Consider the following 19,628-nt stretch of genomic DNA (forward strand, 5'->3'; position numbering starts at 1 on the left):
GGCATGCATCTTGATAAAGCTCCTGTCACTGCCTACGCCTGTACAAGGCGAGGCGGATAAATTGGAGAACGTGATGATCATCGGCAACAACCTTCACGTGGACGCCTTCTACGACGAGGCGACCTCGACCATTAGCTACCTGGTCATGGACCGTGAAACCCGACAATGCGCATTGATCGACAGCGTCCTGGATTACGACCCCAAGTCCGGGCGCATCTGCAGCGCTTCGGCTGATCGCCTGGTCGAGCGTGTGAACGAACTGAATGCCAGCGTGCGGTGGGTGTTGGAAACCCATGTGCACGCCGACCACCTTTCAGCGGCTGCCTACCTGAAGGAAAAGCTGGGCGGCCATACCGCCATTGGCGCGCACATTACCCAGGTGCAGAAAGTGTTTGGCGCCTTGTTCAACGCAGAGCCCGGCTTCGCCCGTGATGGCAGCCAGTTCGATGTGCTGCTCGAAGACGAAGAAGGTTTCCGTATTGGCAACCTGCAGGCCCGGGCGCTGCACACGCCTGGGCACACCCCTGCGTGCATGAGCTTCATGATCGAAGATGCCGGCGAAATCGCGGTGTTCGTTGGGGACACCTTGTTCATGCCCGACTATGGCACCGCCCGCTGCGACTTCCCCGGGGCCGATGCCCGCACCTTGTACCGCTCAATCCGTCGCCTGCTGGCTTTCCCCGACCAGACTCGGTTGTTCATGTGCCACGACTACCTGCCAGGTGGCCGCGAGATGCAGTACGTCACTACTGTCGGCGAGCAGCGCGCCAACAACATTCACATCCACCAGGGTATCGATGAGGACAGCTTCGTTGCCATGCGCGAAGCCCGCGACAAGACGCTCGATATGCCCGTGCTGATCCTGCCTTCGGTACAGGTGAACATGCGTAGCGGCCAACTGCCTCCACCGGAGGAGAACGGTGTGAGCTATTTGAAGATCCCGCTGAACAAGCTGTAACCGCCCTGCCCCATAATCAGATTTCCAGGATTTGCCGCCATGCCTGCCTTGTTGTCCCCTGCCAATACCGACCACCACAAGGTGGTCATCGTCGGTGCCGGTGCCGCCGGCATCGCCACTGCTTCCAGCCTGATCAGCCGCGACCCCTCGTTGGACGTTGCCTTGATCGACCCTGCCGAAGTGCACTACTACCAGCCCGGCTGGACCATGGTCGGTGCCGGTGTGTTCAAGGCACCAAGCACTGCCCGCACCATGGCGTCGACCATTCCGCGCGGTGTGCGCTGGGTCAAGGCGCGGGTAAAGGGATTCGACCCCTTGGGCCAGTTGGTCATCCTCGATGATGGTCGCGCCATCAGCTATGAACAGCTGGTAGTCTGCCCCGGCCTCAAGCTGGACTGGGCGGCCATCGAAGGGCTCAGCGAGACCCTGGGCCGCAACGGTGTCACCTCCAACTATCGCTATGACCTGGCACCCTATACCTGGGAACTGGTGCAAAAGCTCAAGCAAGGACGCGCGCTGTTCAGCCAGCCGCCCATGCCGATCAAATGCGCCGGTGCACCACAGAAGGCGCTGTATCTGTCTTGCGACCACTGGCTGCGCCATGGCCATTTGGGGGCGGTGAAAGCCAGCTTCTACAACGCGGGTGCCGTACTGTTCGGTGTCGCGGACTATGTGCCCGCGCTGATGAAGTACATCGAAAAATACGCCGTCGACCTCAACTTCTCCCACAGGTTGGTTGCCGTAGACGGCCCAGGGAAGCGTGCTACCTTCTTGCGTACCTTGGCCGATGGCAGCAGCGAAACGCGCATCGAGGTCTTCGACATGCTGCATGTGGTACCGCCACAGGTGGCGCCAGACTTCATTCGCGAAAGCCCCTTGGCGGATAGCGCCGGCTGGGTTGACGTCGATCCGCATACCCTGCGCCATCGTAAATACACCAACGTTCATGCCCTGGGTGATGTGGCTAACACCAGCAATGCCAAGACCGCCGCTGCGGCCCGCAAGCAGGCACCGGTGGTCGCCAACAATGTGTTGGTGGCACTGGGCAGGCTGGCGACCCTGGCCCAGTACGACGGCTATGGCTCGTGCCCGCTTACCGTCGAGCGCGGCAAGATCGTCCTGGCCGAGTTCACCTATGGCGGCAAGCTGGCACCGAGCTTCCCCAACTGGTTGCTGGATGGTCGCAAGCCGACACGCCTGGCCTGGCTGCTCAAGGCACAGGCGCTGCCACCGTTGTACTGGCAAGGCATGCTCAAGGGGCGCGAGTGGTTGGCACGCCCGCAGCTGGTAGCCGAGGGTGGGCAGTGATCGAGCACCAACTGTTAGGCGCGGGCCTGGGCGCAATCATCGGCGCGGTGCTGGCGCTGACCGGCGCAGGCGGTGGCATTCTCGCTGTACCCTTGCTGGTGTTCGGCCTGGGGCTAACGATGGTCGAAGCGGCGCCGGTGGGCCTGTTGGCTGTAGGTTTGGCTGCCGCTGTTGGCGCAGTGCTGGGCTTGCGCCAAGGGCTGGTGCGTTATCGGGCTGCGCTGTTCATTGCGTTGGTGGGTGTGGCAGCCGCGCCGTTCGGGCTGATGCTGGCGCACCGCCTGCCTAATACACCGTTGCAGTTGGTATTCGCCGGCGTGCTGGTTTATGCCTGCCTGCGTATCTGGCGCAAGGCGGCCAAAGAACTGCGTGGCAAAGCCAATGACGCTCATCGCTTTATCGAGCCGTGTGTGCTGAACCCGTTGCAGGGGCGTTTGCGCTGGACCCTGCCCTGCGCGCGCGCATTGGCATTCACGGGTGCCTTGTCCGGGTTGTTGTCCGGCCTGCTCGGCGTGGGTGGGGGGTTCGTCATCATCCCGGCCCTGAACCGCTACACCAATCTGCGCATGGCCAGCATCGTTTCCACTTCGCTGGCAGTGATTGCCTTGGTCTCTACCGGCAGTGTGGTCAGCGCCAGCTTTGCGGGCGTCATGCACTGGCAGGTTGGCGCCCCGTTTGCCGTCGGCGCGGTGCTCGGCCTGCTGCTGTCGCGACCCTTGGCAGCCCGGTTGGCCGGGCCGCGTCTGCAGCAGATGTTTGCCGTGGCAGGTTGGGCCGCTGCCCTGTTGTTGGCGGGCAAAGCGCTACTGGGCTAGCAACTCGCCCTGTTCGGCCGCGCACAACGCAAGCAGGTAGTCCCACACCACCCGCAGGCGCACAGACTTGTGCAGCTCGCGGCGGGTGCAGATCCAGTAGCTGCGCTGGATGGTCTCACCCGGCAGCACGCGCACCAGTGTCGGGTCGTGACGGGCCATGTAGTTGGGCAGCACGGCGATGCCCAGCCCGGCGCGGGCGGCAGCTTGCTGGGCGATCACACTGGTGCTGCGAAACACCACGTTGGGTGCTCGGCAGAAGCTGTTGAGAAACAGCAACTCCTGGCTGAACAGCAAGTCGTCGACGTAGCCGATCCAGCTATGCCGGGCCAGGTCTTCGCGGTGGCGCAGTGGCGGTGCGCGGTCCAGATAGTCCTGGCTGGCGTACAGCGCCAGGCGGTAGTCGGTGAGTTTGCGGGTGATCAGCAGATCGGCGTTGGGTCGCTCCAGATGGATGCTGATTTCTGCCTCGCGGTTGAGGATGCTGACGAAACGCGGCACTGCTACCAGTTCCACCTCCAGGCCGGGGTAGCGCTCGAACAACGCGTTCATGCGTGGAGTGAAGAACATGATGCCGATGCCTTCGGTTACCCCCAGGCGAATCTTGCCCAGCGGGGTGATGGCCTGGGTGATTTCCTCCTGTGCCAGCAGGGCGACGTTCTCCATGGCTTCGGCATGTTTGAGCAGGGCTTGGCCCGAGGGGGTCAGCTCGTATCCCTGGGCATGCTGCACGAACAGCGCGGTTCCCAGGCTCTGCTCGATGCTCTCGATATGCCGGGCCACGGTGCTGTGGGTAGTGTTCAGGCGCTTGGCGGCGGTCAGGAGGCGGCCGCTGCGCTGCAACTCGAGGAAAAACCGCAGATCATTCCAGTCGAACATGCTTGTCCCTTTTGGCAGTTCGTTCCGGCCTATTCGCGGGCATACCCGCTCCCACTGTGGCGTTGAACACCCTGAAGGTAACGTGATCCCTGGGGTGCGGGCGAGCCCGCGAAGAGGTCGGTACAGGCTTGCCGCTGTGCTAAAACGCACAGCGGCTGCGCGAAATCTCGTGTTTCATCCACGAAATTACTCACTAAGATGGATCGGAACAAGAATAAAAAACAGGCGCGAGGTTGCACATGCCATCAGCCGATTCTGTCTTCGACTACGTGGTCGTAGGGGCCGGTCCCGCCGGATGCCTGCTGGCCAATCGTTTGTCCGCCGACCCTTCCTGTCGCGTGCTGCTGCTGGAGGCGGGTGGCCGTGACAATTATCCCTGGATCCACATTCCCGTCGGTTACCTCTACTGCATCGGCAACCCGCGCACAGACTGGTGCTTCAAGACCGAGGCACAGCCTGGCCTCGGCGGTCGCGCTTTGGGTTATCCAAGGGGCAAGGTGCTAGGTGGCTGTTCATCGATCAACGGCATGATCTACATGCGGGGCCAAGCCGCCGACTATGACCATTGGGCCGCGCAAGGCAACGACGGCTGGGCGTGGAAAGATGTGTTACCGCTGTTCAAGGCCAGCGAAAACCACTTTTCCGGCGCCAGCGAGCACCATGGCGCAGAGGGCGAATGGCGGGTCGAGCGCCAACGCTACAGCTGGCCGATCCTTGATGCTTTCCGCGATGCCGCCGAGCAAAGCGGTATTGGTAAGGTTGATGACTTCAACACCGGCGACAATCAGGGCTGTGGATATTTTCAGGTCAACCAGCGCAGTGGTGTGCGCTGGAACGCTTCCAAAGCTTTCCTGCGACCGATCAAGGATCGCGCCAACCTCACTGTGCTGACCGGCGTGCAGGTTGACCAGGTTCTGCTGGACAATACCCGCGCAAGGGCGGTGAAGGCGCTCTGGCAAGGGGCCTGGCATGAATTTGCGGCGCGCCGCGAGATCATCCTCTGTGCTGGGGCGGTGGGTTCACCGGGCATCCTCCAGCGCTCCGGCATCGGCCCGCGTCAGTTGCTGGAACGCTTGGGGATTGGTGTTCGCCACGATATGCCGGGCGTTGGTGGCAACTTGCAGGATCACCTGCAACTGCGCCTGATTTACCAGATCCGCAACACCCGTACCTTGAACCAGATGGCCAACAGCCTGTGGGGCAAGATGGGCATGGGCCTGCGTTACCTCTACGACCGTAGCGGGCCGCTGGCCATGGCGCCGAGCCAGTTGGGCGCGTTCGTGCGTTCAAGCCCCGAACAGGCCACCGCCAACCTTCAGTATCACGTGCAGCCGCTGTCGCTGGAACGCTTCGGTGAGCCGTTGCATCCGTTCCCGGCCTTTACTGCCTCGGTGTGCAACCTGCGCCCGGCCAGCCGCGGACGCATCGACATCTGCAGCACCGACCTGAACAGCACACCGCTGATCGACCCCAATTACCTCAGTGCTCCGCAGGACTTGCGTGTGGCTGCCGAAGCCATTCGCCTTACCCGGCGCATCGTCCAGGCCCCTGCCCTCGCCGCGTTCGAGCCGAAGGAGTATTTGCCGGGCCCAGCGCTGCAAAGCGAGGAAGAATTGTTCGAGGCCGCGGGCAAGATCGGCACCACCATCTTCCACCCGGTTGGTACCTGTCGCATGGGCAACGGTGCCATGGACGTTGTGGATAACCAGCTGCGCGTGCATGGCATCCCCGGTCTTCGCGTGGCTGATGCTTCGATCATGCCGCAGATAACGTCCGGCAATACGTGTTCCCCCACCCTGATGATCGCCGAAAAGGCGGCGCAACTGATCCTCAAAGGAGCTGCTACCCAGACCTACCTGAACGAAGACGCGTTACCGACGCCCTGACCGGGTGCGTGCAGTACCGGCGGCTTGCGATCAGAAGCCGCCGACAGTGGAACAACAAGAATAATCACTGTGGCCTACGGGCCGAGGACAGCAACGATGTCGGATTACATCCAAGAGCAGGGTGCGGCGGCCAGCAGCCCCAGCCGCCGTGAAGAACGCAAGATCATTTTCGCGTCATCCCTCGGGACGGTTTTCGAGTGGTATGACTTTTTTCTCTATGGTGCGCTGGCAGCGGTCATCAGCAAGCAGTTCTTCGCTGGCGTGAACGATACCACCGCTTTCATCTTCGCCCTGATGGCCTTTGCTGCGGGCTTTCTGGTGCGGCCGTTTGGCGCGCTGGTGTTCGGCCGCCTGGGTGACATGATCGGGCGCAAGTACACCTTCCTGGTCACCATCGTGCTGATGGGCCTGTCCACTTTCGCTGTGGGGTTGTTGCCCACCTACGCCAGCATCGGCATCGCCGCACCGATCATCCTGGTGATCCTGCGCATGCTCCAGGGGCTGGCGCTGGGCGGCGAGTATGGCGGTGCAGCCACTTACGTGGCCGAGCATGCGCCGCCCGGCAAACGTGGCTTCCACACCGGTTTCATCCAGTCCACCGCTACGCTGGGCCTGTTGCTGTCACTGTTGGTGGTGCTGGGTAGCCGGTATGTCAGTGGCGACCAGTTCGAAACCTGGGGCTGGCGCCTGCCGTTCCTGCTGTCGATCGTGCTGCTGGCAATCTCCACCTGGATCCGCATGAGCATGCACGAGTCGCCCGCCTTCGTGAAAATGAAGGCCCAAGGCAAGATCAGCAAGTCGCCCATCCGTGAGTCGTTTACCTCCTGGCCAAACCTGAAAGTGGTTCTCACCGCCCTGTTCAGCATCAACGCCGGGCAAGCCGTGACCTTCTACACGGCGCAGTTCTACGTGCTGTTCTTCATGACCCAGATGCTGAAGATGGACCCGGCTCAGGCCAACACCTTGCTCATCATCAGCGTGGTAATTGGCGCGCCGTTCTTCGTATTCTTCGGCTGGCTGTCCGACCGTATCGGCCGCAAGCCAATCCTGATGCTCGGCCTGTTGCTGGCAACCGTACTGTACTTCCCGCTGTTCAAGGCGCTGAGCCACTACGCCAACCCCCAGATCGACGCTGCCAGCCGTCAGGCACCGATCGTGGTCACCGCCGACCCGCAAGGCTGCACATTCCAGTTCGACCCCGTCGGCAAGGCGCGTTTTGACAGCCCGTGCGATAAGGTCAAGACCTTCCTGGTCAAGCAGGGCCTGCCGTACAGCTCGGTAAGCGTGGCCGGCAGTGAAGTGGTGGTGAACATCGGTGACAAGACCATCAACGGCTTCGATGAAACCGCCATGCGTGCTGCCATCGAGCAGGCTGGTTACCCGGCCAAGGCCGACCCTGCTCAGGTCAACCAGGTCATGGTGGTGGTACTGATCGTGGCGATGATCCTGATCGCGACCATGACCTATGGCCCGTTGGCGGCGGTGATGGTCGAGCTGTTCCCGACCCGCATCCGCTACACCTCGATGTCGCTGCCCTACCACATCGGCAATGGCTGGTTTGGTGGTTTCCTGCCGACCGTATCGTTCGCGCTGGTGGTCTATACCGGGGATATCTTCTACGGGCTGTGGTACCCGGTGCTGGTGACCGGGATCAGCCTGGTGGTCGGGATCTTCTGTCTGAGAGAAACCAAGGATGTAGATATCGACAAGGTCTGATGCTGTCGACATGCCATAAAAAAACCGGCTGTAAAAGCCGGTTTTTTTATGCCTCAAAAAAACTTATGCACGTTTTTCAGAAAAAATTCATACACAAAAATAAGTATAAAAATCAAACACTTAGCCAACAATTCAAGCATTTAATCCAAAAACTGCACACAAGTTATCCACAGAACGTCATGCCATCTGTTCCTGAGGTTTTTCTTCTGCTGGCGGCAGCGATCCCATGGCCCGCTGGGCCGCTTCGTTCCAGGCTGCAGCGCGGTCGTTGAGTTCGGCGATGGCACGTGGCCCCGTGCCGTTGGCGTACATCGGTTCGCCGATTACCACTTCGATTGTACCGGCACGTTTGCCCCAACCGGTCTTGGGCCAGAATTTACCGGCGTTGTGGGCAATCGGCAGCACTGGCAGCCCGGCATTCACGGCCAGTGCCGTACCGCCGCGGGAGAACTTGCCGACGGTGCCGAACGGCACACGGGTGCCTTCTGGAAAAATCAGCACCCACGTCTTCTGCTTGAGCAGTTCGTCACCCTTGCTCGCTACCTGGCGTAGCGCTTCCTTGGGGTTATCGCGGTTGATCGCGATGGGCCGCAGCATGGCCATGGCCCAGCCGAAGAACGGTACATACAGCAGTTCGCGCTTGAGCACCTGGCTAAGTGGCGAGAAGTACTGGGACAGGAAGAAGGTTTCCCAGGTGCTCTGGTGATTGGACAGAATCACGCAGGGCTCAGCTGGCACGTTCTCGGCGCCAGTGATCTTGTAGTCGATGCCCAGGATGGTGCGCACCAGAAACAGCGCGCAGCGGCACCAATACACGTTGATAAACTTGTAGCGCTTGGGGAACGACAGGAACGGCGCGACGAAGAAGCTCAGCGAGCACCACAGCAGCGAACTGGTGCCCAGCAGCAGGTAAAAAAGAAAGATTCTGATCGCCTGCAGGATCGACATAGTGGCTTGTACCATTGCGGGGCATGCCCGCCTGAGAAAAATGCGCCAGAAGGCGCACTGTTTAAATTAGTTCTCTGGCGATAGCTGCCAGATCGTCGAAAATCAGTGTAGTTTCCGGAACGCCTTTTTCCAGGGTCCGCTCGCCCTTGCCGGTTTTCACCAGCACAGGTTGTGCACCGACGGCCAGGGCGGCCTCCAGGTCACCTTTGCTGTCGCCGACGAACCAGACGCCTTCAAGGCCAGTCTGGTAATGCTCGGCGATCGCCCGCAGCATGCCGGGCTTGGGCTTGCGGCAATCGCACCCTTCGTCCGGCCCATGCGGGCAATACACGATGTGGCCCACCTCGCCGCCCTGCTCGGCCACCAGCGCGCGCAGGCGCGCGTGCATGGCCTCAAGGGTTGCCAGCGGGTAGTAGCCACGGGCAATGCCGGACTGGTTGGTGGCCACGGCCACCGTCCAGCCCGCCTTGCTCAACTGCGCGATCGCATCGACCGAACCGGGGATCGGCACCCATTCTTCCAGCGTCTTGATGTACGCATCGGAGTCGTAGTTGATCACCCCGTCACGGTCGAGAATCAGCAGTTTCAAGGCTTACCCCAGCAGCGAAATGTCAGCCACGCCCAGGAACAGGCCGCGCAGACGGCTGAGCAGGGCATAACGGTTGGCACGTACCTTGGCGTCTTCGGCGTTGACCATGACGGCCTCGAAGAAGGCATCGACCGGGTCACGCAGCGCCGCCAGGCGGGCCAGCGATTCGCTGTACTGACGTGCCGCAGCCATCGGTTGCACGGCCTGGTCGGCCTGCTGGATGGCCGAGTACAGGGAGAACTCGTTGGCGTTGTCGAAGTACTTCGGCTCGACCTGCTCGGCGATGGCACCTTCGGCCTTGCTCAGCAGGTTCGACACGCGCTTGTTCACCGCGGCCAGGGCCTCGGCTTCCGGCAGCTTGCGGAACGCCTGCACGGCTTGTACGCGCTGGTCGAAGTCCAGGGCGGAGCCTGGCTGCAATGCGCGTACCGACAGGTACGTGGCCACATCGATGCCTTCGTCTTCGTAACGCGCGCGCAGGCGGTCGAAAATGAACTCCAGTACTTGCTCGGCCAGGCCGGGGGCCTTGACCCTGGCGCCGAACTGCTTGACCGCAAACTCGACCGCACCGGTCAGGTCCAGGTCCAGCTGCTTCTCGATCAGGATACGCAGCACGCCCAGAGCGGCACGGCGCAGGGCGTACGGGTCCTTGCTGCCGGTAGGCAGCATGCCGATGCCGAAGATGCCCACCAGGGTGTCGAGCTTGTCGGCGATGGCCACGGCAGCACCGGTGAGGGTCTGCGGCAGCTCGGCACCAGCACCGCGCGGCATGTACTGCTCGTTCAGGGCCAGGGCGACGTCTTCCGGCTCACCGTCGTTGAGCGCGTAGTAGTAACCGGCAACACCCTGCATTTCAGGGAATTCGCCGACCATCTCGGTGGCCAGGTCGCACTTCGACAGCAGGCCGGCACGGCCAGCGCGCTGGGCGTCGCCGCCGATCAGCGGGGCAACGAAGGCGGCCAGCCTGGAAACACGTTCCGCCTTGTCGTACACGGTGCCGAGCTGGGCCTGGAACACCACGTTCTTGAGGCGCTCGTTGAAGGTTTCCAGTGGCTGCTTCTTGTCCTGCTTGAAGAAGAACTCGGCGTCGGTCAGGCGCGGGCGCACGACCTTTTCGTTGCCTTGCACGATCTGCTTCGGGTCGCGGCTTTCGATGTTGGCCACGGTGATGAAGCGCGGCAGCAGCTTGCCTTCACTGTCCAGCAGGCAGAAGTACTTCTGGTTGTCCTGCATGGTGGTAATCAGGGCTTCCTGCGGCACTTCAAGGAAGCGCTCTTCGAACGAGCACACCAGCGGCACTGGCCATTCGACCAGGGCAGTCACTTCGTCCAGCAGCGCCGGCGGCACGATGGCCGTGCCTTCCTGCTGCATGGCAAGCTCGGCGGTGCGCTTGCTGATCAGCTCGCGGCGCTCGGCGAAGTCGGCCAGCACGTAAGCGTTACGCAGGTCTTCGACATAGTTGGCCGGGGTGGTGATGACCACGGTTTCCGGATGGTGGAAACGGTGACCACGGGATTCACGGCCGGCCTTCTGCGACAGAATGGTGCAGTCGACCACCTGGTCGCCCAGCAGCATTACCAGCCATTGGGTCGGGCGCACGAATTCTTCACGGCTGGCCGCCCAGCGCATGCGCTTGGGGATCGGCAGGTCGTTGAGCGAATCCTCGACGATGGTCGGCAGCAGGCTGGCGGTGGCTTTGCCTGGGATGTGCTGGGAGAAGCGCAGCTTGGCGCCGCTCTGGTCGATTTCGGCCAGCTCTACGCCGCACTTCTTGGCGAAGCCCAGGGCAGCCTGGGTCGGCTCGCCGTCTTTGAAGGCAGCCTGCATGGGCGGGCCGTCGATGTTGATGCTGCGGTCAGGCTGCTGCACGTCCAGCTGGCGAATCAGCACGGCCAGACGACGCGGCGCGGCGTACACCTGCTTGCCGGTGTAGTTCAGGCCAGCGGCCTGCAGGCCTTTCTCGATACCGGCCAGGAAGGCTTCGCCGAGGCTGGTGAGGGCCTTGGGTGGCAGCTCTTCGGTGCCCAGTTCTACCAGAAAATCTTGAGCACTCATTGTGCAGCCTCCAGCTTAGCCAACACTTCGTCACGCAGTTCAGGGGTGGCCATCGGGAAGCCCAGGCGTGCGCGGGCTTGCAGATAGCTTTGCGCCACGTCCCGGGCCAGGGTACGTACACGCAGGATGTAACGCTGGCGCTCGGTTACCGAGATGGCGCGGCGGGCGTCCAGCAGGTTGAAGGTGTGCGATGCCTTCAGGACCATTTCATAGGTCGGCAGCGGCAGCTCCAGCTTGATCAGGCGGTTGGCTTCGCTTTCGTAGAAATCGAACAGTTCGAACAGCTTGTCGACGTTGGCGTGTTCGAAGTTGTAGGTCGATTGCTCCACTTCGTTCTGGTGGAACACGTCGCCGTAGGTGACCTTGCCGAACGGGCCGTCGGCCCACACCAGGTCGTACACCGAATCGACGCCCTGGATGTACATCGCCAGGCGCTCCAGGCCGTAGGTGATTTCACCGGTGACCGGGTAGCACTCGATGCCGCCGACTTGTTGGAAGTAGGTGAACTGGGTGACTTCCATGCCGTTGAGCCAGATTTCCCAGCCCAGACCCCAGGCGCCGAGGGTCGGCGATTCCCAGTTGTCTTCGACGAAACGAATGTCGTGCACCAACGGATCCAGGCCGATGGCTTTCAGCGAGCCGAGGTACAGCTCCTGGAAGTTGGCCGGGTTCGGTTTGAGCACTACCTGGAACTGGTAGTAGTGCTGCAGGCGGTTGGGGTTTTCGCCATACCGCCCGTCGGCAGGACGACGGCTAGGCTGCACATAGGCGGCGTTCCAGGTTTCTGGACCCACGGCGCGCAGGAATGTAGCGGTGTGGAAAGTGCCGGCGCCTACTTCCATATCGTAGGGCTGAAGTACCACACAACCTTGAGCTGCCCAGTAGTTCTGCAGGGCAAGGATCAGGTCTTGGAAGGTACGCACGGCTGGCGTAGGCTGGCTCACGAAATTCACCTGTATCTGGGGATGCGGATGTAAAGAGCGGGAGTATAACCTGATTCGCCTCGCCCTCTACTCATTGGAGCCTTATGCCACGCTGCTTTTGGTGTACCGACGATCCGTTGTACCAGGCCTACCACGACCAGGAATGGGGGATGCCACAGCGCGACCCGGCGTTGCTCTTCGAGATGCTTTTGCTCGAAGGGTTCCAGGCAGGGCTTTCATGGATTACCGTTTTGCGCAAACGCGAGCGTTATCGCCAGGTGATGTACGGCTTCGACCCCGTAAAGCTGGCGGCCATGGGCGACGAACGCATCGAGGAATTGATGCAGGATGCAGGCATCATCCGCAATCGCCTCAAACTCAGGGCTGCGCGGCGCAACGCCCAGGCCTGGCTGGCTGTGGATAACCCTGGCGAATGGCTGTGGTCGTTCGTCGGCGGCTCGCCGAAGATCAATCATTTCAAGGCGCGCGGCGACGTGCCGGCGGTTACCGATGAAGCCAAGGCAATGAGCAAAGCCTTGCAGAAGGCTGGGTTCACGTTTGTCGGTCCGACCATCTGCTACGCCTTCATGCAGGCTACCGGCATGGTCATGGACCACACCACCGACTGCGATCGCTACGCCGCCTTGTTGCGCTGAGGGGTTACAATGCGCGCCTTGCTGAAATAAGGAATTCGCCTGTGGAAAATTTCAAGGGCGCCCTGATGGTCGGGGTGCTGCGCCTGTTTGCCAAGCTGCCCTGGGGCGCTGTGCAGCGTGTCGGCGCCGGTATTGGCTGGCTGATGTGGAAAATCCCCAACGGTTCGCGCAACGTGGTACGGATCAACCTGGCCAAATGCTTCCCGGAGATGGACCCGGTGGCCCGTGAGCAACTGGTTGGCCAGGCGCTGCGGGATATCGGTAAATCCTTTGTCGAAAGTGCCTGTGCCTGGATCTGGCCGCCGCAACGCTCGCTGGAGCTGGTCAAGGAAGTGCATGGCCTGGAAGTGCTGGAGCGGGCCCTGGCCTCAGGTAAAGGGGTGGTCGGCATCACCAGCCACCTGGGTAACTGGGAAGTGTTGAACCACTTCTACTGTAACCAGTGCAAACCGATCATTTTCTACCGCCCGCCGAAGCTGAAGGCGGTGGATGATCTGCTGCGCGAGCAGCGCGTGCAGATGGGCAATCGCGTGGCGCCGTCGACCAAGGAAGGCATCCTCAGCGTGATCAAGGAAGTACGCCGTGGCGGCCAGGTGGGGATTCCTGCCGACCCGGAGCCGGCGGAATCGGCGGGCGTGTTCGTACCCTTCCTCGGCACCCAGGCGCTGACCAGCAAGTTCGTGCCGAACATGCTGGCCGGTGGCAAGGCGGTAGGTGTGTTCCTGCATGCGCTGCGGTTGCCGGATGGCTCGGGCTTCAAGGTGTTCCTGGAGGCGGCGCCAGAGGAGATGTACAGCACCGACGTGAATGTGTCGGCGGCAGCGATGAGCAAGGTGGTCGAGCGCTATGTGCGCGAGTACCCCAGCCAGTACATGTGGAGCATGAAGCGCTTCAAGAAGCGCCCGGCTGGCGAGCCGCGCTGGTATTGAGCCATCAACCGCCCTCTGGTGGGAGCGGGTTTACCCGCGAATGCGATGTTGGATTCACCGACGCATTCGCGGGTAAACCCGCTCCTACAGGGGCCGCGTCAACCCGCTGTTTTGTTGAGTTTCTTGAGAAAAACGGTCATCTCTTTTTCGGCCTGCTTGTCACCATGGGCCTGCGCCGCCACGATCCCGCCTTCCCACGCTTTGCGCGCCGCCGCCAGGTCGCCCTGCAACTGATAGGCCTTGCCCAGCAGCTTCCACGCTGCCGAGTATTTCGGATCCTGCTCTACGCAGCGCGCCAGGTGCACCGCTGCTTCAGCACCGTTGCCTTCATCCAGCCAGGCCTTGCCCAGGCCAAACCGCAGTAGCGGGTTATCCACACCTTTGGACAGCATCTTCTCCAGCGACTCGCGCATGCCCTCTTCTCCTAGAAGAAACTCAAGCCGACGTGGAACAGCTTCTCAACATCACGGATATGCTTTTTATCCACAACGAAGAGGATCACATGGTCCCCTGACTCGATCATGGTGTCGTCATGGGCAATCATCACCTCTTCGTCACGGATGATCGCACCGATAGTGGTACCCGGTGGCAGGGCGATGTCCTCGATTGCCTTGCCAACCACCTTGCTCGACTTCGAGTCCCCGTGTGCCACCGCCTCGATAGCCTCGGCTGCACCACGGCGAAGCGAGTGCACACTGACGATGTCGCCGCGACGCACGTGCGCCAGCAGGGTGCCGATGGTGGCGAGCTGCGGGCTGATGGCAATGTCGATATCGCCGCCCTGCACCAGGTCGACATAGGCCGGGTTGTTGATGATGGTCATCACCTTGCCTGCGCCCAGGCGCTTGGCCAGCAGCGAGGACATGATGTTGGCTTCGTCATCGTTGGTCAGGGCCAGGAAAATATCGGCGTCGGCGATGTTCTCTTCGAGCATCAGGTCTTTGTCCGAGGCGCTGCCCTGCAGCACTACGGTACTTTCGAGGGTATCGGAGAGGTGCCGGCAACGCGCGGGGCTCTTCTCGATGATCTTCACCTGATACCGGCTTTCGATGGCTTCCGCCAGGCGTTCGCCGATCTGCCCGCCGCCGGCGATGACAATGCGTTTATTTGTCTCGTCGATGCGGCGCAGTTCGCCCATCACCGCGCGGATATCCTTCTTCGCGGCAATGAAGAACACCTCGTCGTCGGCTTCGATCACCGTGTCGCCACGCGGGGTGATCGGCCGGTCGCGGCGGAAGATGGCTGCCACGCGGGTGTCGACGTTGGGCATATGCGCACGGATCTGGCGCAACTGCTGGCCGACCAGCGGGCCGCCATAGTAGGCCTTCACTGCCACGAGCTGGGCCTTGCCTTCGGCGAAGTCGATCACCTGCAGCGAGCCTGGGTGTTCGATCAGGCGCTTGATGTAATTGGTCACCACCTGCTCGGGGCTGATCAGAACGTCGACCGGGATATGGTCGTTGTCGAACAGCTCTTCGCGGGTCAGGTAGGACGACTCGCGCACCCGCGCAATCTTGGTCGGGGTATGGAACAGCGAATAGGCCACCTGGCAGGCGACCATGTTGGTCTCGTCGCTGTTGGTTACCGCCACCAGCATGTCGGCGTCGTCGGCACCGGCCTGACGCAGCACCGTCGGCAGTGAGCCGCGGCCCTGGACGGTGCGGATGTCCAGGCGGTCGCCGAGGTCGCGCAGGCGGTCGCCGTCGGTGTCGACCACGGTGATGTCGTTGGCTTCGCTGGCCAGGTGTTCAGCCAGCGTACCGCCTACCTGCCCTGCGCCGAGGATGATGATCTTCATGCGCTACTCCCTATCCTTTGTTCTTATCCGCGCGAGGCGGCGATCTTGATCAGCTTGGCATAGTAGAAACCGTCGTGACCGCCTTCCTGGGCCAGCAGCTGACGGCCATGGGGCTGGCGCAGGCCGGCTTCGGTCGCCAGGTCCAGCTCGCGGGCGCCCGGGGTGCGAGCGAGGAAGGCTTTGATCACTTCAGTGTTTTCGGTCGGCAAGCTGGAGCAGGTGGCGTATAGCAGCATGCCGCCCACTTCCAGGGTCGGCCACAGGGCATCGAGCAGCTCGCCTTGCAGCGTGGCCAAAGCCGGGATGTCGTCGGCTTGGCGGGTCAGCTTGATGTCCGGGTGGCGGCGAATCACGCCGGTGGCCGAGCACGGCGCGTCGAGCAGAATGCGCTGGAATGGCTTTCCGTCCCACCAGCTGGCCGTGTCGCGGGCATCGCAGGCGATCAGCTCGGCATCCAGTTGCAGGCGGTCGAGGTTTTCTCGCACGCGGGTCAGCCGCTTGGCTTCGAGATCGATGGCTACCATGTGCGCCAGGCCAGCCTCGGCCTCGAGCAGGTGGCAGGTTTTGCCGCCCGGTGCGCAGCAAGCATCGAGCACACGTTGGCCTGGGGCCAGTTCCAGCAGGTCGGCAGAGAGTTGCGCGGCTTCGTCCTGCACGCTCACCCAGCCTTCGGCGAAGCCTGGCAGGCCGCGCACGTCGCAGGCTTCGGCCAGCATGATGCCGTCCCGGCTGTACTGGCATGCGCTGGCGCCAATGCCGGCTTCGGCCAGCAGTGCCAGGTAGGCATCGCGGCTATGGTGACGGCGATTGACCCGCAGAATCATCGGCGGGTGGGCATTGTTGGCGGCGCAGATGGCTTCCCACTGCTCTGGCCAGAAGGCTTTCAGCGCCTTCTGCAGCCAGCGCGGGTGCGCGGTACGCACCACCGGGTCGCGCTCCATGCCGGCGAGCAGTTCCTCGCCTTCGCGCTGGGCACGGCGCAGTACGGCATTGAGCAGGCCCTTGGCCCACGGCTTCTTCAGTTTGTCGGCACAGCCCACGGTCTCGCCGATGGCGGCATGGGCTGGAATGCGCGTGTAGAACAGCTGGTACAGGCCGACCAGCAGCAGCGCCTGAACATCGGCATCGGCTGCCTTGAAGGGTTTTTGCAGCAGCTGTGCGGCCAGCAGGTCGAGGCGTGGCTGCCAGCGTGCGGTGCCGAACGCCAGGTCTTGGGTCAGGCCGCGGTCGCGTTCATCTACCTTGTCCAGTTGCGCCGGCAGCGAGCTGTTCAGCGAAGCCTTGCCGCTGAGCACAGCGGCAAGTGCACGAGCGGCGGCGAGGCGTGGGTTCATTGGCCCAGCACCTTGCCGGCGGCGAACTTCTCGCGGCGGCTGTTGAACAGGTCACTGAAGCTCAACGCCTTGCCGCCAGGCAGTTGCAGGCGGGTCAGGCTCAGGGCTTGGTCACCGCAGGCAACCACAAGGCCGTCCTTGCTGGCGGAAAGTATCTCGCCCGGGGCGCCTTGGCCTGTGGACAGGTTGGCGGCCAGCACCTTGACGCTTTCACCGTCCAGAGTGCTGTGGCACACCGGCCATGGGTTGAAGGCGCGGATCAGGCGTTCCAGCTCGACGGCCGGGCGGGTCCAGTCGATACGCGCTTCGTCCTTGTTCAGTTTGTGCGCGTAGGTGGCCAGCGCATCGTCCTGTATTTCGCCCTGCAGCGAACCGTCAGCCAGGCCGGCGATGGCCTGAACGACTGCGGGCGGGCCCATTTCGGCCAGGCGATCGTGCAAGGTACCGCCGGTGTCCTCGGCGCTGATCGGGGTGATTACCTTGAGCAGCATCGGGCCGGTGTCCAGGCCGGCCTCCATCCGCATCACGGTCACGCCGCTCTCGGCGTCGCCGGCTTCCACCGCCCGTTGGATCGGCGCGGCACCGCGCCAGCGTGGCAGCAGTGAAGCGTGGCTGTTGATGCATCCCAGGCGCGGGATATCCAGCACCACCTGCGGCAGGATCAGGCCGTAGGCGACCACCACCATCAGGTCTGGTTTCAGTGCGGCCAGTTCGGCCTGCGCATCGGCATTGCGCAGGGTCTGCGGCTGGAACACCGGGATGTCATGGGCCACGGCCAGTGCCTTGACCGCACTTGGCATCAGCTTTTGGCCACGGCCGGCCGGGCGGTCGGGCTGGGTGTAGACGGCCACGATCTCGTAGGGGCTGTCGAGCAGGGCCTTGAGGTGTTCGGCGGCAAACTCTGGAGTGCCTGCAAAGACGATGCGCATGGAGTTCTCGCTTCAAAAAAGAAAAAGGCTTGCCGGAGCAAGCCTTCAGGAAGGTGGGGATCAGGCTTGCTGGCGGTGCTGCTTTTCCAGCTTCTTCTTGATCCGGTCGCGCTTGAGCTGCGACAGGTAGTCGACGAACAGCTTGCCGTTGAGGTGATCGAATTCGTGCTGTACGCACACCGCCAGCAGGCCTTCGCATTCCAGTTCGAACGGCTTGCCGTCGCGGTCCTGGGCCTTGACCCGGACACGCAGCGGGCGGTCGACGTTCTCGTAGAAGCCCGGTACCGACAGGCAGCCCTCCTGGTACTGGCCCATGTCATGGGTCAGCTCTTCGACCGACGGGTTGATGAAGACGCGTGGTTCGCTGCGGTCTTCGCTGAGGTCCATGACCACAACCTGCTTGTGCACGTTCACCTGGGTAGCGGCCAGGCCGATGCCAGGGGCTTCGTACATGGTTTCAAACATGTCGTCGATCAGCTGACGCAGGGCGTCGTCGAACTCCGTCACCGGTTTGGCGAGGGTGCGCAGGCGCGGGTCCGGGAATTCGAGAATGTTCAAGATGGCCATAAGGTCAGGCAGTCACTGTGCGTTCGGTTGAAAACTGAGCACACATAATAAAGGGAAACGGGGATTTCGGCACCTGGCAAGCTCGTCTAGGGTGACTATGGGCTTGATAGCCCCCATGCAATGGACAGCTTTTCAAAGTGTTACTCACAGAGTTATCCACAGTTTGTACCACGTAAATGGCCCTGTTTCGATCAAGGATGATCTCAATGCCCAGTCACCATTCGTCGCCCTGCCCGCCTGCCGAACTGGAAGCTCGCCTACGCCTGCATCGCCTCCCCGAGGCTGGATTGCGGCGCTTTCGAACGTTGCTCGAAGCCTTCGGAAGTGCCTCCTCCGCGCTCACTGCTCCCGCTTCGGCCTGGCGAGCGTTGGGCATCCCACAAGCTACCATCGATGCCCGGCGCAGTGCCGAGGTACGCGATGGCGCACTGGCCGCAATGGCCTGGTTAGAGCGCCCCGGCCAGCATTTGCTGATGTGGGACGGCCCTGGCTACCCTGCCTTGCTGGCAGAAATCGACGATGCCCCGCCACTGCTCTTCGTTGCCGGTGAACCCGCGTTACTCGACCGCCCTCAGCTGGCCATCGTGGGCAGCAGACGTGCCACACCCCCCGCGCTCGACACTGCCCGGGCATTTTCCCGCTACCTCGCGCAGGCTGGTTTCATCATCACCAGCGGGCTGGCGGTAGGTGTCGACGGTGCCGCTCATCGGGCCGCGTTGCAGGCTGGCGGCGGCACGATTGCCGTGCTCGGTACAGGGTTGCAAAAACTTTATCCACAGCGCCATCGGGACCTTGCGCAGGCGATGATCGACAACGGCAGCGCGCTGGTTTCCGAGTATCCCCTGGATGCCGGGCCGCTGCCGGGCAACTTTCCACGGCGCAACCGCATCATCAGTGGCCTGTCGCTCGGTGTACTGGTGGTCGAGGCGAGCCTCGCCAGCGGCTCGCTGATCACGGCGCGCCTGGCGGCGGAGCAAGGCCGCGAGGTGTACGCCATTCCGGGCTCCATTCATCACCCCGGGGCCAAGGGCTGTCACCAGCTGATTCGTGATGGGGCGCTGCTGGTGGAAACGGTGGAGCAGATCCTGGAAAGCTTGCAGGGTTGGCAGAACCTGCCGCCTGCGGTTGTGGACAGGTTCGACCACCCTCTGCTCGCCCTGCTGCATGCCGCACCCCAGACCAGTGAAAGCCTGGCCCACTGCAGCGAGCAGCCGCTGGCCGACGTGCTGGCGCAGTTGACCGAGCTGGAGCTGGAAGGCCGGGTAAGCAATGAAGCCGGGCGTTGGTTTGCCCGCGCGGGCTAAGTACACTGCGCACAAGCAAGGTATTCAGGCGGAGAAA

18 protein-coding genes are annotated in these 19,628 nt (G+C 62.4%); 8 read left to right on the forward strand and 10 right to left on the reverse strand.

What is annotated here, in order from left to right; translation table 11 throughout:
* Nucleotides 1-73: 73 nt before the first annotated feature.
* Genes LVS58_RS18525 through LVS58_RS18535 form a run of 3 tightly spaced genes read left to right on the forward strand, consistent with a single transcriptional unit; the run spans nt 74 to nt 3,081 of the window.
* The gene (locus LVS58_RS18525) at nt 74-958 is read left to right on the forward strand and encodes an MBL fold metallo-hydrolase (protein ID WP_233692245.1); all 885 of its coding nucleotides are present in this window, start codon (nt 74-76) and stop codon (nt 956-958) included.
* A gap of 39 nt (nt 959-997) precedes the next feature.
* Nucleotides 998-2,266, forward strand: coding sequence for an NAD(P)/FAD-dependent oxidoreductase (locus LVS58_RS18530; protein ID WP_233692246.1), 1,269 nt, complete (start codon nt 998-1,000; stop codon nt 2,264-2,266).
* Nucleotides 2,263-3,081, forward strand: coding sequence for a sulfite exporter TauE/SafE family protein (locus tag LVS58_RS18535; RefSeq protein ID WP_233692247.1), 819 nt, complete (start codon nt 2,263-2,265; stop codon nt 3,079-3,081). The genes LVS58_RS18530 and LVS58_RS18535 overlap by 4 nt, the downstream gene beginning before the upstream one ends.
* Here LVS58_RS18535 and LVS58_RS18540 read toward each other — a convergent pair.
* Nucleotides 3,070-3,957, reverse strand: a complete 888-nt coding sequence (locus LVS58_RS18540) for a LysR family transcriptional regulator (RefSeq protein WP_233692248.1) — start codon at nt 3,955-3,957, stop codon at nt 3,070-3,072. The two genes, LVS58_RS18535 and LVS58_RS18540, sit on opposite strands and share 12 nt — an antisense overlap.
* Nucleotides 3,958-4,196: 239 nt before the next feature.
* Between LVS58_RS18540 and LVS58_RS18545 the strand changes: the two genes are divergently transcribed.
* Nucleotides 4,197-5,843, forward strand: coding sequence for a GMC family oxidoreductase (locus LVS58_RS18545; protein ID WP_233692249.1), 1,647 nt, complete (start codon nt 4,197-4,199; stop codon nt 5,841-5,843).
* 96 nt (nt 5,844-5,939) lie between these two features.
* A complete protein-coding gene (locus LVS58_RS18550; protein ID WP_233692250.1) occupies nt 5,940-7,559 on the forward strand; it encodes an MFS transporter in 1,620 nt (539 codons plus the stop codon).
* Between the two features lie 177 nt (nt 7,560-7,736).
* Here LVS58_RS18550 and LVS58_RS18555 read toward each other — a convergent pair whose 3' ends face one another.
* Genes LVS58_RS18555 through glyQ form a run of 4 tightly spaced genes read right to left on the reverse strand, consistent with a single transcriptional unit; the run spans nt 7,737 to nt 12,095 of the window.
* Nucleotides 7,737-8,522, reverse strand: a complete 786-nt coding sequence (locus LVS58_RS18555; protein WP_233692251.1) for a lysophospholipid acyltransferase family protein — start codon at nt 8,520-8,522, stop codon at nt 7,737-7,739.
* 46 nt (nt 8,523-8,568) lie between these two features.
* Complete coding sequence (gmhB, locus tag LVS58_RS18560) at nt 8,569-9,096, reverse strand: D-glycero-beta-D-manno-heptose 1,7-bisphosphate 7-phosphatase (RefSeq protein ID WP_233692252.1); 528 nt, start codon at nt 9,094-9,096, stop codon at nt 8,569-8,571.
* A gap of 3 nt (nt 9,097-9,099) precedes the next feature.
* The gene (glyS, locus tag LVS58_RS18565) at nt 9,100-11,151 is read right to left on the reverse strand and encodes a glycine--tRNA ligase subunit beta (protein ID WP_233692253.1); all 2,052 of its coding nucleotides are present in this window, start codon (nt 11,149-11,151) and stop codon (nt 9,100-9,102) included.
* Complete coding sequence (gene glyQ / locus LVS58_RS18570) at nt 11,148-12,095, reverse strand: glycine--tRNA ligase subunit alpha (RefSeq protein WP_003253126.1); 948 nt, start codon at nt 12,093-12,095, stop codon at nt 11,148-11,150. The genes glyS and glyQ overlap by 4 nt, the downstream gene beginning before the upstream one ends.
* 83 nt (nt 12,096-12,178) lie before the next feature.
* Here glyQ and LVS58_RS18575 point away from each other — a divergent pair, with 83 nt between their 5' ends.
* On the forward strand, nt 12,179-12,730 hold the full coding sequence (locus LVS58_RS18575) for a DNA-3-methyladenine glycosylase I (RefSeq protein ID WP_233692254.1): 552 nt from the start codon (nt 12,179-12,181) through the stop codon (nt 12,728-12,730).
* A gap of 41 nt (nt 12,731-12,771) precedes the next feature.
* Nucleotides 12,772-13,659, forward strand: a complete 888-nt coding sequence (locus LVS58_RS18580) for a lysophospholipid acyltransferase (protein WP_233692255.1) — start codon at nt 12,772-12,774, stop codon at nt 13,657-13,659.
* Nucleotides 13,660-13,757: 98 nt separating this feature from the next.
* Here the strand turns inward: LVS58_RS18580 and LVS58_RS18585 are convergent, their stop codons facing one another.
* The 5 genes from LVS58_RS18585 to def are packed head-to-tail and all read right to left on the reverse strand — an operon-like array spanning nt 13,758 to nt 18,287.
* The gene (locus tag LVS58_RS18585) at nt 13,758-14,072 is read right to left on the reverse strand and encodes a tetratricopeptide repeat protein (protein WP_233692256.1); all 315 of its coding nucleotides are present in this window, start codon (nt 14,070-14,072) and stop codon (nt 13,758-13,760) included.
* A gap of 11 nt (nt 14,073-14,083) precedes the next feature.
* The gene (gene trkA, locus LVS58_RS18590; RefSeq protein WP_233692257.1) at nt 14,084-15,457 is read right to left on the reverse strand and encodes a Trk system potassium transporter TrkA; all 1,374 of its coding nucleotides are present in this window, start codon (nt 15,455-15,457) and stop codon (nt 14,084-14,086) included.
* A 23-nt stretch (nt 15,458-15,480) separates the two neighbouring features.
* Complete coding sequence (gene rsmB, locus LVS58_RS18595; protein WP_233692258.1) at nt 15,481-16,791, reverse strand: 16S rRNA (cytosine(967)-C(5))-methyltransferase RsmB; 1,311 nt, start codon at nt 16,789-16,791, stop codon at nt 15,481-15,483.
* Nucleotides 16,788-17,720 carry a methionyl-tRNA formyltransferase gene (gene fmt, locus LVS58_RS18600; protein ID WP_233692259.1) on the reverse strand — a complete coding sequence of 311 codons (933 nt, stop codon included), beginning with the start codon at nt 17,718-17,720 and terminating at the stop codon, nt 16,788-16,790. The genes rsmB and fmt overlap by 4 nt, the downstream gene beginning before the upstream one ends.
* Nucleotides 17,721-17,780: 60 nt before the next feature.
* The gene (gene def / locus LVS58_RS18605) at nt 17,781-18,287 is read right to left on the reverse strand and encodes a peptide deformylase (protein ID WP_003253111.1); all 507 of its coding nucleotides are present in this window, start codon (nt 18,285-18,287) and stop codon (nt 17,781-17,783) included.
* Between the two features lie 206 nt (nt 18,288-18,493).
* Here def and dprA point away from each other — a divergent pair, with 206 nt between their 5' ends.
* A complete protein-coding gene (gene dprA / locus LVS58_RS18610; RefSeq protein WP_233692260.1) occupies nt 18,494-19,591 on the forward strand; it encodes a DNA-processing protein DprA in 1,098 nt (365 codons plus the stop codon).
* Nucleotides 19,592-19,628 lie beyond the last annotated feature (37 nt).

Origin of the sequence: Pseudomonas sp. JR33AA (assembly GCF_021378985.1) — a bacterium.
Taxonomy (GTDB): domain Bacteria; phylum Pseudomonadota; class Gammaproteobacteria; order Pseudomonadales; family Pseudomonadaceae; genus Aquipseudomonas; species Aquipseudomonas alloputida.